Below are 13191 nucleotides of genomic sequence, written 5' to 3' on the forward strand. Positions count from 1 at the left end.
CGCTGGCACATCACCAGTTGTTCGAAGTATCGAAGCGGGCCGGAGCCGGGCCTAGAGTAGTGCGCTACTCGAACGTCAGCTGGTTACCGGTATCGAGCGCCGCGCCTGCTCGACGCATGCCGGCCAGGCTCCCTCGTCGAGGACAGTGACCGCCCGCGCCCCGAACGCGCTGGAGATGACGACATCGGGTTGCAGGCTCGCCAGCAGATTCAGGCTGTCCGCCATGGCTGCGGAGTCACCGACGCCGGGGATCACGAACGTCGACCATCGACCGTCGCCGGCGACGAACATGGTGTCCCCGGTGAACAGGTACCGGCCCTGGGCGCCCTCGACCAGATAGCTCGTGCTGCCGGGAGTGTGCCCGGGGGTGGGGATCACCTCGACACCGCGGTCGTCGATGTGGCGGGATCCCAGCGGGACGTCGATCGGGCTGTGCCGCCCGATCGTCTCGCGTTCGGCGGCGGGCGCATGCAACCTTGAACCGAACCGCGCGGCGACGCGGGCAAGCATCGGTCCCGCCTCGTCCTGGTGGGAGAGGTAGTGGTCGTCGACCCCGCCGAGCGTGTCCAGCGCGGCGAAGTCGGCGTCAGTGGCCGGGCAGTAGAACAGTGCGTTGTGCCCGGCGGGTGTCCACAGATAGGCGTGGGTGGTCAATCCGGGAAACGGTGTGTCCGTGCGCGTTTCCCACAGATCGGTTCGGACGCGGGTCATCGAGGTAGCCATGACGACAGCCTCGACCCTAAACAATGGTTGAGGTCAACCCCGACGGGCTCTCAGTCGGTGCTCGCCTTGTCCCACATCGTGATCATGGTGCCCATGATCTCCTCGGCGCAGCCCAGACCACCGAGGTGGCTCTCATAGGGCAGCTCGGTCATCACCGCGTCGGGCAACCGGGAGACCACGTGTTGGCCGTGCGCGAACGGCACGATGTGGTCATGGTCGCCGTGCCACCAGCGCACCGGAACCTTGACCTCGTCGAGCCGGAAACCCCAGTCCCGCTCGAACACCACGATGTCGTAGAACGGGGCGGCCAGTTGCTTGCGGCTGCCGTTGAGCAGGTCGTCGAGGAACATGGCCTTGAACTCCGGCCGGCTCAGCATGCGCCGATCGCCCTCGGGGGAGATCCGGGCGTAGATCTCCAGGGCGGGGGAGGCGACCGGACGGATCAGCCGGATCAGTCCGGAGGCGGCCAACCGGATCGGCGCACCGGCCACCTCCAGGATGGGTGCGACCGCAGCGCCGAGCTGCATCAGCGGACTGCTGATCGCGTCGGGGCCGATCATCGGCGCCACGCCGCCGAGCACCCCGGCCGCCACCACCCGGTCAGGCATGGCGGCCGCGGTGGCCAGCGTGTAGGGACCACCACCGGACAGCCCGATGACGGCCATCTTGTCGATGCCGAGGGTGTCGGCGATGATGTGCAGGTCCTCACCGAAATCCAGCACGCGGTCGTACTGGTGCGGTGTCGACGATCCGATGCCGGGCCGGTCCACCCCGATCAACCGGATGTGGTTGCGTTCGGCGTAGATCCGGGCCTCGGTCGGGATCTGCCTACGCGCTCCCGGGGTGCCGTGCAGCCAGAAGACCGCACGGCCCTGCGGGTCACCGAATTCGGCGAAGCCGAGCTGACGGCCGTCGCCGACGGCGACATTGCCCTCCAGTTTGGGGCGATCGATCGGGATGACCATCTGTGTGCCTCGCCGGGTCCGCGTCTAGCCCGCGACCGAGGCGTCGTAGATCGACTGGATGGACTTGTCCAACGTGGCGTTGAACTCGTCGTCGCTCTGCTGCGCCGACAGCCCCTCGGTGAGCGCGCGGCTGAAGCTCGCGATCACGCCGGTGTTCTCGGCCAGCATCTTGTTGGCGTCATCGCGCGAGTAGCCGCCGGACAGCGCCACGACCCGCATCACCTTGGGATGTTCGACCAGCGACTGGTAGTGGTTGGCCTGAGTCGGCAGCGTCAGCTTGAGCATGACCTTCTGGTCGGCGGGCAGCGCGTCGAGGTTCTTGGTGATCTCGTCGCGGAGCAGGTCCTCGGCCTCGGCCTTGTCGGAGATCGAGATGGTGACCTCGGGTTCGATGATCGGGATCAGCCCGTGCGACAGCACCTGCTTGGCCACCTCGAACTGCTGGGCGACCACGGCGGCGATGCCGTCGGCGTCGGCCGCGCCGATCACCGAACGCTCCTTGGTGCCGAAGATGCCACCCTTGGCCGCGCGGGCGAGCAGATCGTCCAGGCCGGGCATCGGCTTCATCACCTGTACGCCGTTCTCGACGTCGGCCAGGCCCTTGTCGATCTTGAGCAGCGGCACCACGCCCTTGTCCTCCCACAGGTAGGTGGCTGTGGGCTTGCCCTCGATGGAGCGGTCCATGGTCTGCTCGAACAGGATCGCGGCGAGCAAGCGGTCACCGTTGAACACCGGGGAGGTGATGATGCGTGACCGCATCTGGTGGATCAGGTCGAACATCTCCTCTTCGGAGGAGTAGGCGCTTTCCTCGACCCCGTAGAGACGCAGCGCCTTGGGGGTGGATCCACCGCTCTGGTCGAGCGCGGCGATGAAGCCCTTGCCCGTGGTCATCTTGTCGGCCTGCTGCTGGTTCACCATGAGGTTGTCTACTCCTTTGAAGACGGTGTCCTGATGTAGTTGTGCTGCTGAGGCGCACACCACAGTGGCGCACAGTTCGACTCAGAGGATAGGCGGCCAGCTCACAGCAGTAGCGCCCACCCATCGGGGCGGGGTACGGCCGGCCCACGGGGCCGCCTGCTCGAGTTGGCCGGCCAGGCTGAGCAGCACTGTTTCGTCGGGTGCCAGCAGCTGCACGCCGATCGGCAGGCCCTCGGCGGTCTGGCCCAGCGGCAGCGAAATCGCGGCCCAACCGGTGACGTTGGCCAAGGCGGTCCAACCGGTGGTGGCGAACTCGACGTCGAAGAAGGCCCGGGTGGTGCCCCGGGGCTGATTCAGCAGCCCGTACGGCGGCGGACCGGTCAGCAGCGTCGGCACCAGCAGCACGTCGTGACCGGCCATTTCCCGGGCGAAACGGCGGGTCTGAGCGTGGATGGCCGAGATCGCGTTCGCGTACGCCAGTCCCGTGGTGGTGAAGCCCTCCCGGATCATCACCCAGGTGCTCGGCTCGAATTCGTCCTCGAGGGGTGCTCGCCCCAGGTGGTCGGCGGCCAGGGCATGTAGTTCTGCGTTGCTGACGGTGTGCAGCACCGCGATGGCGTCGGCGACGGCATCCGGATCGATCGTCGGGGCCCCGGGAGTGAGGTGGTGTCCGAGGCTTTCCAGCAGACGGCCGGTCGCTTCGACCGCAGCCACCACCTCCGGGTCGATCCGGTCGGTGGGAAACGGTGACGAGGTGGCGATCAGGATGCGCTGTGCCGACGGGGTCTGCGCGGTCGCCTGAAGGAAGGGGACGGCGGGAGCCGCGGCGCTGTACGGATCACCGGGTGCGGCGCCGGCGATGACGTCGAGCAGAGCCGCGCTGTCGCGCACCGTGCGGGTGAGGGCGTGGCCGTTCACGAGGCCTTCGAGGCGTGGCCACCATCGGGGGCGAAGGACGATCGCCCGCGCCGCGGCTTGAGGCCGACGACACCGCAGCAGGAGGCGGGCACCCGGATGGAACCGGTGCCGTCCCCGCCCGAGGCAGCGGGCACCACGCCGGCGGCCACGGCTGCGGCTGAACCTCCGCTGGACCCACCGGGGGTGACTGTGGGGGACCACGGGTTGACCGTGGGACCGAACAACAACGGTTCGGTGGTGCAGTGGTTGCCCCACTCCGGGGTGTTGGTCTTGCCGAACACGACCAGGCCCGCGTCCAGGTAGCGGTCCACCGTCCACGCGTTTTCGGTTGCGACATGGTCGCGCAACGCCCGCGAGCCCATCGCCTCGCGGGCACCGGCCAGCGCGGCACCCAGATCCTTGAGCAGGAACGGCACCCCGGCCAGCGGCCCGGCCTGCTCGTTGCGCAGTACGCCGGACTCGTCGAGTGCTGCGGCTTGGGCCCGCCCCCGGTCGAACAGGTCGGTGATCACGGCGTTCAGGGTGCGCGTCGCCTCGACTCGGATGATCGCAGCCTCGAGTAACTCGACGGCACTGACCTCACCAGAGGCGGCGAGTGCCGCCTGCCCGATGGCATCGGTGGCCGCAAGTTCGAATGCCGACGAGGAATCCATGTCACCTCACTCCAGGAGTTCGACGGTGGTGTCCGACGGCGTACTGCGACGGGTCAGCTCGAGCGCGATGAGCACCTCGGCCCCGGTCAGGATCAGGCCCACGAAATACATCCACTTGAGTGTCGGATCGGGTTGCGCGGCAAAGTAAACGATGAGGAAGATCGGCCCGACGATACCGAAGACGAACACCATGACCTGGATGCGGACGTACCGCCAGAAAGTGGACATCGATCTCCCGCCGCACGGCCGATGAGCGGCCAGCTTAGCGCGGTTATCGCGGCGCGACGACCACCGGCGTGGACAGGATCTCGCGGTACTCGACCATCGGTTCGCGTTTGAGGACCGCGCTTCCCGAGGTGACCAGCAACTCGGTCGGTGAGACTGCGTAGTTCGCCTGGAAGTTGCGTGCGACGAACTTGCGGCCCGGTGTGAGGTCCGCCGACGCCGCCAGGGCAGCCCGGTCGGAAAGCCGTACACCGTGGTATTCCAGGCGTCCGGTGCGGTCCAGGCAGATCACTACGAGTGAGCCTTCGGTGCGCCCGATGGCCCTGGCGGTCTGGGTGTCACGGCACCGCGCCTGGGAGTCGACGAAACCGGATCCGTCGGAGGCGAACGCCGCGGTGGCCGGAGCGGCGGCAGACCGTTCGGTGGCGACGGGTTCCGGTAGGCGGTTCGGTTTCACCTCATATGTTCTGGCGCCGACGGCGTACACCGAATCCCGGGCCGAGAATTTGGAAGCCAACGTGGTGATGATGACGAATGCGGTGAGCATGGAGCTGACCACTGCTGCTGCCGCGACCCCGATCCCGACGGGCAGCCACTGTCGTTGCGGCGCCTTCCGGTGACGTCCACGGCGAACCTGTTGATACGGCGGATGCGGTGTGGAGACTGGGAAGGTGACCAAGCTTGCTCCCGGGTAACGGCGGTGTGATGGGCGTGGCACAGGCGACGGGCGCTGACGCGAGCTCATATTGTGCACGACGAGACCGGGCGCTGTGGGTGACACCCGGGAATTGGCCGAAATCCGCTCGCGGTGTGGGTCGGTCGTGCTCCTGTGTCGACACTGCGCTGAAAGTAGCTCGGCAACAGTGACATTCGCAGTCATATCCTCGCAAAGAGTCAGTGCGCCGCAGGCAGAAGCGATTTGGATGATCAACTCGGCCGGCAGCCGGCAACGACAAATCGGTCACCCGCTCCACGAAGGCACTTCCCGTCACGTCGATTCAAACCGGTTGGCCCTGCGGGCATCCTCGTTAGCTTCGAATAGCCGATGTATGCAGCCGCTTTCGAGGGGAGTGTGGCCATGTCTTCCACGGGACTCACTATCAGTCCGCTGTCGGGATTCACCGGAGCGTTGATCGACGGGGCCGATTTGTCCGTGCCACTGCCGCCCGAACAGGTGGCCGCGATCCGCGAGGCCCTGCACCGGTGGAAGGTGGTGTTCTTCCGCGAGCAGGACCTCGACCACGCGTCACAGATCGCGTTCGGTGCCCAGTTCGGCGAAGTCACCCCGGGCCATCCCTACGAGGGTGATTCTGCCCCAGCCGGATTCCCGCAGATACATACGGTGTCCCCGGCCGCCTACGACCATCGCTACGGCACCAGGTACCGCAAGCGGCAGAGTCCCAACGGTCCGGGTTGGCACGCCGATGTCACGCCGCTGATCAACCCGCCGTCGCATTCGATCCTGCGAGCAGAGCAGGTGCCCGGTTACGGGGGTGACACTCAGTTCGCCAATGTGGCTGCGGTGTATGCGGGTCTGTCTCCGTCGGTGCAGGCGCTCGTCGACGAACTGCGTGCCGAGCACCGATTCGGTTCGACGGCATCGGCCGAACGCAGCACCGAGAAGATCGGTGATCTGGTGCGCAGCAATCCACTGGCGACGGTCCACCCGGTGGTCCGGGTGCACCCGGAGACCGGGGAGAAGGTCCTCTACGTCAATCCGTCCTTCACCCGGGAGATCGTCAATGTCTCGCCCCGGGAGGGCAGGCACCTGCTCGATCTGTTGTTCGAGGAGATCGCTCGGCCCGAGTACTCGGTGCGGTTCAGGTGGGAGCCGGGCAGTGTGGCGTTCTGGGACAACCGCGCCGCCCTGCACCTGGCGCCGCGGGACTTCGAACATGTCGAGGGTGATCGGGTGCTGCACCGCATCACCCTGGTGGGCGACGTTCCGGTGGGCCCCGATGGTGTTGCCTCGGAGTCGATTTCGGGCGACTACTTCGGCGCTGCCTGATATGGCCACCTTGCTGTCGCGACCGACCGGTGTTGCGCATGCCGACCCGCCCAGCGGACTGGTCGACCCGCGGGCGGCGGTCCGGCGGGCACAGCGCAAACCGCTGGTGCCGCGTTCGGTGCAGCGGCTACTGGGCCCGGCGCTGCTGGTCGGACTGTGGCAACTGCTCTCGACGGTCGGCATCTTCGACGAGCGCACCGTGCCGCCGCCGACGCGCGTGCTCGGTGCCGCGTGGGCGCTGATCGCCGATGGGACCTTTCAGGAGCACCTGACCGCCAGTCTGTTGCGCGTCGGATACGGCCTCGCGTTCGGTATCGTGCTCGGCCTCGGGCTGGCCCTCATCTCCGGGCTGTCCCGGATCGGGGAGAACTTCGTCGATGCCAACATGGAAGTGCTGCGCGCGGTTCCGAACTTCGCGCTGGTGCCGCTGCTGATCGTGTGGTTCGGCATCAGCGAGCTGCCGAAGATCCTGCTGATCACACTCGCCGTTGCCGTGGCGATCTACATCAACACGTTCAGCGCGATCCGCAGCGTCGATGCCACGCTGGTTGAGGCGGCGCGATCGTTCGGTGCCGGCCGGGCCGAAATGATCTATCGAGTCATCATTCCCGGCTCGCTTCCGGGATTCCTGGTCGGCCTGCGGCTGGCGCTGACGGCATCCTGGTTGTCGTTGATCTTCGCCGAGACGATCAACGCCAAGAAGGGTCTGGGCCGGATGATGACCGACGCCCGCGAGTACTTCCAGATCGACATCGTCTTCGTGTTGATCGCCGTGTACGCGATTCTCGGTCTTGTCTCGATTCTGGTGGTCCGCTTCCTCGAAGGCCGGCTGCTCACCTGGAGGCGGGCCTATGACGGGGACTGACACGCTGCCCGCCCCTGTTGACGCGGCGGCGGTGGTGATCGCCCGCGACATCCGGAAGCGCTTCGGGGACAACGTCATCATCGACGGTCTCGATCTGGAGATCCGGGCGGGCGAGTTCGTCGCCCTGCTCGGACGAAGTGGTTCCGGCAAGAGCACGTTCCTGCGGGCACTGGGCGCACTCGACAGTGACGTGGACGGCTACCTGCGGGTACCCGGGCGGCGGGCGATCGTCTTCCAGGATTCCCGATTACTGCCGTGGCAGCGGGTGCTGGCGAACGTGACGATCGGGTTGCCCGCCGGTGCCGCGGTACAACAGCGCGCGCTGGCGGCGCTGCGCGAGGTCAATCTGGCGGACAAGGCGAAGGCGTGGCCGCGCACATTGTCCGGCGGAGAGTCGCAGCGGGTTGCGCTGGCCCGGGCCCTGGTGCGTGAACCGCAGCTGCTGCTGCTCGACGAACCGTTCGGCGCACTCGACGCGCTCACGCGGATCAGGATGCACGGACTGCTGATGGATCTGTACCGCCGACACACCCCGGCGGTCCTGTTGGTCACCCACGACGTCGATGAGGCGATCCTGCTCGCCGACCGCGTGATCGTGCTGACCGACGGCGTCATCTCTCTCGATGTCGACGTCACGGTGCCCAAGCCCCGGGCCCGTGACACCCACGAATTCACTGCGCTGCGAAAGCGGTTGCTGTCCGAACTCGGCGTATCCGAAGACAAGGAATCATCAGATGCCATTTGACCGTCGAATTCGGTTGCGGTCCGCCGCATTGTTGTTGGTTCCGCTGTTGCTCAGCGCGTGCGGGTTGTCCGACGACGAGTCCGGCGGCGCCATCGATACGGTGAAGATCGCCGCCAAGACCGAGGTACCGGCCGGCACCAAGCTCGTCGTCGCCGAGCAGAACGGGACACAGTCGCTGCCGTGGAACCTGGCCAATGCCGGCCAGGGAACACCTTATGAGGTGGATTTCGCTGATTTCAGCGGCGGCGCCGCGGTCATCGAGGCACTGCGGTCGGGCGCGGCCGACGTCGGATCCATCGGTGAGGCACCGGTACCGATCGCGGTGGACAGTGGCGTCACAGACCTGGTGACCATCGGGTTGCAGGCGAATCCGGGTACCAGCGGTGGCTACTACCTGGTGGCTCGCCCCGACAGCGGGGTCAGGACCATCGAGGATCTGCGCGGCAAGCGGGTCGCCTATCCGCCCGGGTCGGGCCGCCACATGGTGACCGCAGGGCTGCTCAAGCGCCACGGCCTCGACCTGCGAACCGATGTGCAGCCGGTGGAACTCGCTGGGGCAGAGGTGGTGCCGACGTTCGCCGCCGGTGCGGTCGATGCCGCCATCGTGCTGGGCAACCAGTACTACCAATTGGGTGAGCCGCCGATCCTCGGTGACGGCAAGGGCATCAACACCGGCATTCAGACCCTGATCGTGCGCCGCGATGTGCTCGATGATCCCGCCAAGGTGGCGGCGATCGGGGACTACCTCGGGCGCGCCGTCGCAGCCAACAACTGGAAGGACACGCACGCCGACCAGTGGGTCGACCAGTACTACGTCAAGGTTCAGGGCATCACCTTCGAGCAGGGCAAGAAGCTGTACGAAGAGGACGGGATCGCCTCGTACTACCCGATCGACGAGCAGTCCACGGCGTTGTTCCAGACCGTCGCCGACGGTCTGCACGAGACCGGAACGATCAAGGGCCGCGTCGATGTGTCGCCCTTTGTGGACGGTCGCTACAACGACATCGTCACCGCGCAGAACGAACTCGACGGTGTCACACCGAAATCGCTGAAATCCTAACGGCTCCATATTGAATCGAGGGCAACACCGATGACACAACTGGCATCCGCACTGAGCGTCCGGCCACAATCCGGCTGGATCGGTGCCGAGATCCACGGAATCGATCTCACCGCACCGCTACTCGATGAGCACATCGCCGAAATCCGTGCCGCACTTCTCAAATGGAAGGTGGTGTTCTTCCGCGACCAGTTCATCGGCCACGACGATCACCTTCGGTTGGCCGGCGCCTTCGGCTCTCCGACCCCGGCGCATCCACTGTTCGATTCCATCCCGGATCCGGACTACCCGACGATCTATCCGATTTTCGCCGACCGGTTCAAGGCCCGGTACGGCAGCAGTCGCGGTTACGACAAGGCCAACTGGCATGCCGATGTCACCGCCGCGGTGAATCCGCCTGCCGCATCGATACTCCGGGCAGAGGTGATCCCGCCCTACGGCGGGGACACCCAGTGGGCGAACACCGTCGCGGCCTACGCCGGACTGTCCGCACCGCTGCAGCGGCTCGCCGAGGGACTGCGGGCGGTGCACCGGTTCGCACCACCGGACGGCACGACCGCAACCGAGGACTATCAGCGCCGGGTGAATCGCCGTCCGCTGCTGACCGAGCATCCGGTGGTGCGGGTCCACCCGGAGACGGGGGAGCGTGCGCTCTACGTCAACCCGGGTTTCACCAGCCATATCGTTGACGTGTCACCGCACGAGAGTCGCCGCCTGCTCGGCCTGTTCTACGACGAGTTGGTGCGTCCCGAGTACACCGTGCGGTTCAAGTGGGAGCCGGGCAGCATCGCGTTCTGGGACAACCGCGCGACCGTGCACCTGGCACCGTCGGATCTCACGGGCGAGCACGACCGTCGGCTCTATCGCGTGACGTTGGTCGGGGATGTGCCCCAGGGTCCCGACGGCCGGCCATCGCAGGCCCTCGACGGCGAGCCGTTCGACGCAGCCTGAACGTCAGGCCGGGACCACGACGGTCAGCTCATCGCCGTCGCGTTCCACGTGCATGCCGGCGCGGCGGGCGACCGCCGCGACGCCGGCGGCGCTGTCGGGCTCGCTGCGGGAGCTGACCAAAGCGCGAGCCAGGTGGCCCTTGTGGGCTTTGTTGAAGTGGCTGACCACGGTGCGATGGCCGTCGGCATGTTCGGCGAGGACCTGCACGCGGACCGCACCGGGGATCCGGCCCAGACCGGCGTAGGAGCCGGACCGCAGATCGACGACCAGCTCGCCTGCGGCGATATCGGCGAGGACGGGTTCCAGCAGCGGGCGCCAACGTTTGGCGAGGCCCGGTTGTCCGGGCAGTTTGGACGAGGCGGACAGCCGGTAGGCGGGCACCGGATCATCGGCGCGCAGGAGGCCGAACAGGGCGGATCCGACGGCCAGCCGCTGGCGGGCTCGTGCGACGGCCGCGCCGCGGAGCGACCCGACGTCGAGAGCGTCGTAGAGCACCCCGGTGTATCGCTCGATGGCCGGCATCGTCGGCGCCTGGCGGAGTGCGGCGTTGCGTTCGATCTCGGCGTCCTGGCCGGCGGAGATGCCCAGCGCTTTCCGGCAGGCCGGTGGGTCGGCGGCGAGGGTGACCAGTTCGTCGATCAGTGACTTGCGGAGCGGGGTGAGCTCTGGCGAGCTCAGAATGTCCAAACGCACCGGCGGGCCGTCCCCGCCGGTGCGTTTGGTCTCCGATGGTGGCAGGAGCACGAGCACATCCAGACGCTATCCGAATGCTCGCGGTTGGCCGGCCACCGACCGGTGTGATGTCAGACGGCCATCGGGGCCGGCTCGTCGGGCGCAGGAGGAGCCGGAGGGGGCGGAACGTCCAGCACGATCGGCGCGTCCATCGGAGCCGCAGGCGGGATCGCTTCGGCGGGAGGCGGCGGGGCGAACGGGTCCATCGGTGCGTCCGCAGGCGCCTCCTGCGGCGCTTCTGCCGCCATCGGCAGGTACATGTGGTGGCTGAACTGGCGCTGGTAGGCACCGCCGCCACCGATCCGGACTCCGTGGCCGCCCTCGCCCGAGGACACCGGCGTGCCGTCCGGCAGGGTCACGGCGGTGTGGCCGCCGTTCCAGCCGATCACCAGGGCGCCGGGCTGGGTCCCGTACTTGAAGCCACGGGCCAGGAGCGCACGCTCCTGGTTTCCGGTGTTGAACCGGTCGCCGTAGACGGGACGGCCGGTTGCCATATTGCTGACCCAAGAAGCCAGCCCTGAGCAGTCGGTGCCGGCCGGCGAGTCTCCACCCGAGATGTACGGCGTGCCCGAAACCTGCTGGACAAGCGCCATAAGCGTCGCGATAGCAAACATGCGGCGGGACGCTAGCAGAGCCGTTTTCAGCCGGGCAAAATATGTGACTCCGTTCACAAGGGGTGCCTGATATGGACTGTTTCACGCATCTCCGGATTGAGTGCGGTTGCCTGCGCGTGCAATTCGGTTGCCAGCGGAATGTGTTTGCCCGAGGTCGGTGGACGTGTCAAACAATCACCAATAGTGCTGTGGCACTGGGCTTGTGCTGGTCTGCGATGGGTCGATCAAAGGCTTGCGCAGCGCAAGAAGAGGCCGAATTACATTGATGGTAGGGATTTTTCGGGCCTAGGACGACTACCTGCGTGGCCGGAGGGTGTCCTGGGCGGCGGCGAGCGTCTCCGAGGACGCGAACACGGGCGGATGGACATGACGCGGTAAATCCGGCAACGGCGTCACCCCGTTGAATGGTGGCTGGCGAGCCCTGATCGGGCGCTCCGATTCGCGGTTGCGACGGCGATCCCCGGCGCCGGTGACGCTTGACATGCAGCCTAATGGCTGCATGATTGACCGAGAAAGTCCGGGCGCCCGGGCTGTGACGGGATGGCGAGGGTGGACGAGGTCTTCAAAGCGCTGGCCGACCCGAGTCGGCGGCTGCTGCTCGACAGCCTCAACGACAGCGACGGACAGAGCCTGCGGCAGCTCTGTAGCGGCTTGTCGATGGCTCGGCAGTCGGTCAGCAAGCATCTGGCGGTGCTGGAGGCGGCCAACCTCGTCACCACGCTGCGTCAAGGACGGGAGAAACTGCACTACCTCAACCCCGAACCGATCAATGCCATCGCCGACCGCTGGATCGACCGCTACGACTCCACGAGGGCAGAGGCACTGCAAGACCTCAAGACGGTCTTGGAGCACCCCGCTGTTCCGGGCGAGTTCGTGTACACCACCTATATCCGCACCACACCGGAGAGGCTGTGGCAGGCGCTCACCAACCCGGCATTCTCCGACAGCTACATGGGACACGCCATCGAATCCGAGTGGCAGAAGGGTTCGACCTACACCTGGGTCGAATTCGGGCTGCGGATCGACGACCCAGAGCAGGTCGTCGTCGAGTCCGATCCCTATCAGCGGCTCGCCTTCACATTCCACACCTTCACGCCCGAACTGACACAGGTCGCCTCCGATCTCAGCGAGGAGACTCTTGCCGAGGCGGCGGCCGAACCCCGGTCACGGGTGTCGTTCGACATCGAACCGGTCGGGGACCAGGTGAAGCTCACCGTGGTCCACGACGGTTTCGACCCGGCCGGCCCCGTGCGAGAGATGATCTCGCACGGCTGGCCGGTCAAACTGTCCGGCTTGAAGTCGGGACTGGAGCAGGCCGATTAGACCAGCGAGTCCTGCGGGTCGCGCTGGACGGGAGTGGGCCACGGCGCCGGCAGGGGACGCTGACGCACCCGTTGCGGCCACCAGAACCACTTGCCCATCAGTGCTGCGATCGACGGGGTCATGAAGGAGCGGATGACCAGGGTGTCGAACAACAGACCCAAACCGATGGTGGTGCCCACCTGGCCGATCACGGCGAGCTCGCTGACTGCCATCGACATCATGGTGAACGCGAACACCAGGCCTGCCGAGGTGACCACCGACCCGGTGCCGCCCATGGCGCGGATGATGCCGGTGTTCAAACCTGCGTGGATCTCCTCTTTGAATCGGGAGACCAGTAGCAGGTTGTAGTCCGCACCCACCGCCAACAGCACGATGACCGCCATCGCGAGCACCATCCAGTGCAGTTCCAGGCCGATCAGGTGCTGCCAGATGAGCACCGACAGACCGAAGGAGGCGCCGAGGGACAGCACCACGGTGCCGACGATCACCGCGGC

14 protein-coding genes and 1 pseudogene are annotated in these 13191 nt (G+C 66.7%); 6 read left to right on the forward strand and 9 right to left on the reverse strand.

What is annotated here, in order from left to right; translation table 11 throughout:
* Positions 1–75: 75 nt before the first annotated feature.
* The 6 genes and pseudogenes from A5779_RS06175 to A5779_RS06200 all read right to left on the reverse strand — a co-directional run bounded on the left by A5779_RS06175 (position 76) and on the right by A5779_RS06200 (position 5081).
* Positions 76–723: an MBL fold metallo-hydrolase gene (locus A5779_RS06175; RefSeq protein ID WP_064879977.1), complete on the reverse strand. Its 648-nt coding sequence runs from the start codon at positions 721–723 to the stop codon at positions 76–78.
* A 50-nt stretch (positions 724–773) separates the two neighbouring features.
* Positions 774–1688: an alpha/beta fold hydrolase gene (locus A5779_RS06180; protein ID WP_064879979.1), complete on the reverse strand. Its 915-nt coding sequence runs from the start codon at positions 1686–1688 to the stop codon at positions 774–776.
* A gap of 24 nt (positions 1689–1712) precedes the next feature.
* On the reverse strand, positions 1713–2606 hold the full coding sequence (locus A5779_RS06185; protein WP_064879981.1) for a fructose bisphosphate aldolase: 894 nt from the start codon (positions 2604–2606) through the stop codon (positions 1713–1715).
* Between the two features lie 81 nt (positions 2607–2687).
* Positions 2688–4177 (reverse strand): annotated as a pseudogene (locus A5779_RS06190) (amidase).
* A gap of 6 nt (positions 4178–4183) precedes the next feature.
* Positions 4184–4405, reverse strand: a complete 222-nt coding sequence (locus tag A5779_RS06195) for a hypothetical protein (protein ID WP_055114366.1) — start codon at positions 4403–4405, stop codon at positions 4184–4186.
* 43 nt (positions 4406–4448) lie between these two features.
* Entirely contained in the window at positions 4449–5081 is a 633-nt protein-coding gene (locus tag A5779_RS06200; RefSeq protein WP_236734661.1) for a hypothetical protein, read from the reverse strand.
* A gap of 399 nt (positions 5082–5480) precedes the next feature.
* On the opposite strand from A5779_RS06200, the gene A5779_RS06205 reads away from it, so the two are divergent.
* Genes A5779_RS06205 through A5779_RS06225 form a run of 5 tightly spaced genes read left to right on the forward strand, consistent with a single transcriptional unit; the run spans position 5481 to position 10028 of the window.
* Positions 5481–6410 (forward strand): TauD/TfdA dioxygenase family protein, encoded by a 930-nt coding sequence (locus A5779_RS06205; RefSeq protein WP_064880021.1) that lies wholly within the window; start codon positions 5481–5483, stop codon positions 6408–6410.
* Between the two features lies 1 nt (position 6411).
* Positions 6412–7275 (forward strand): ABC transporter permease, encoded by an 864-nt coding sequence (locus A5779_RS06210; protein ID WP_064879983.1) that lies wholly within the window; start codon positions 6412–6414, stop codon positions 7273–7275.
* Entirely contained in the window at positions 7262–8020 is a 759-nt protein-coding gene (locus A5779_RS06215; protein WP_064879985.1) for an ABC transporter ATP-binding protein, read from the forward strand. Before A5779_RS06210 ends, A5779_RS06215 begins: the two co-directional genes overlap by 14 nt.
* Positions 8010–9080, forward strand: a complete 1071-nt coding sequence (locus A5779_RS06220; RefSeq protein ID WP_082941549.1) for a PhnD/SsuA/transferrin family substrate-binding protein — start codon at positions 8010–8012, stop codon at positions 9078–9080. Before A5779_RS06215 ends, A5779_RS06220 begins: the two co-directional genes overlap by 11 nt.
* Positions 9081–9110: 30 nt before the next feature.
* The gene (locus A5779_RS06225; RefSeq protein ID WP_064879987.1) at positions 9111–10028 is read left to right on the forward strand and encodes a TauD/TfdA dioxygenase family protein; all 918 of its coding nucleotides are present in this window, start codon (positions 9111–9113) and stop codon (positions 10026–10028) included.
* Positions 10029–10031: 3 nt separating this feature from the next.
* Here A5779_RS06225 and yaaA read toward each other — a convergent pair whose 3' ends face one another.
* Together yaaA and A5779_RS06235 are read right to left on the reverse strand one after the other, a co-directional pair.
* Positions 10032–10778 carry a peroxide stress protein YaaA gene (gene yaaA / locus A5779_RS06230; RefSeq protein WP_064879989.1) on the reverse strand — a complete coding sequence of 249 codons (747 nt, stop codon included), beginning with the start codon at positions 10776–10778 and terminating at the stop codon, positions 10032–10034.
* 53 nt (positions 10779–10831) lie between these two features.
* On the reverse strand, positions 10832–11374 hold the full coding sequence (locus tag A5779_RS06235; protein ID WP_064879991.1) for a C40 family peptidase: 543 nt from the start codon (positions 11372–11374) through the stop codon (positions 10832–10834).
* Between the two features lie 549 nt (positions 11375–11923).
* On the opposite strand from A5779_RS06235, the gene A5779_RS06240 reads away from it, so the two are divergent.
* Positions 11924–12697 carry an ArsR/SmtB family transcription factor gene (locus A5779_RS06240; protein WP_064880025.1) on the forward strand — a complete coding sequence of 258 codons (774 nt, stop codon included), beginning with the start codon at positions 11924–11926 and terminating at the stop codon, positions 12695–12697.
* Here the strand turns inward: A5779_RS06240 and A5779_RS06245 are convergent.
* Positions 12694–13191: MMPL family transporter (locus A5779_RS06245; protein WP_131811585.1), on the reverse strand; the 498-nt coding region annotated here is incomplete at its 5' end. The genes A5779_RS06240 and A5779_RS06245 overlap by 4 nt on opposite strands.

The organism is Mycolicibacterium peregrinum (assembly GCF_001665625.1).
GTDB classification, from domain to species: Bacteria; Actinomycetota; Actinomycetes; order Mycobacteriales; family Mycobacteriaceae; genus Mycobacterium; species Mycobacterium peregrinum_B.

Excerpts from the sequence above, each read along its gene's own strand:
- A5779_RS06195 (WP_055114366.1), bottom strand. The coding sequence starts at position 4,405 with ATGTCCACTTTCTGGCGGTACGTCCGCATCCAGGTCATGGTGTTCGTC.
- A5779_RS06210 (WP_064879983.1), top strand. The coding sequence starts at position 6,412 with ATGGCCACCTTGCTGTCGCGACCGACCGGTGTTGCGCATGCCGACCCG.
- A5779_RS06235 (WP_064879991.1), bottom strand. The coding sequence starts at position 11,374 with ATGTTTGCTATCGCGACGCTTATGGCGCTTGTCCAGCAGGTTTCGGGC.
- A5779_RS06185 (WP_064879981.1), bottom strand. The coding sequence starts at position 2,606 with ATGGTGAACCAGCAGCAGGCCGACAAGATGACCACGGGCAAGGGCTTC.
- A5779_RS06175 (WP_064879977.1), bottom strand. The coding sequence starts at position 723 with ATGGCTACCTCGATGACCCGCGTCCGAACCGATCTGTGGGAAACGCGC.
- A5779_RS06220 (WP_082941549.1), top strand. The coding sequence starts at position 8,010 with ATGCCATTTGACCGTCGAATTCGGTTGCGGTCCGCCGCATTGTTGTTG.
- A5779_RS06180 (WP_064879979.1), bottom strand. The coding sequence starts at position 1,688 with ATGGTCATCCCGATCGATCGCCCCAAACTGGAGGGCAATGTCGCCGTC.
- A5779_RS06215 (WP_064879985.1), top strand. The coding sequence starts at position 7,262 with ATGACGGGGACTGACACGCTGCCCGCCCCTGTTGACGCGGCGGCGGTG.
- A5779_RS06225 (WP_064879987.1), top strand. The coding sequence starts at position 9,111 with ATGACACAACTGGCATCCGCACTGAGCGTCCGGCCACAATCCGGCTGG.
- A5779_RS06205 (WP_064880021.1), top strand. The coding sequence starts at position 5,481 with ATGTCTTCCACGGGACTCACTATCAGTCCGCTGTCGGGATTCACCGGA.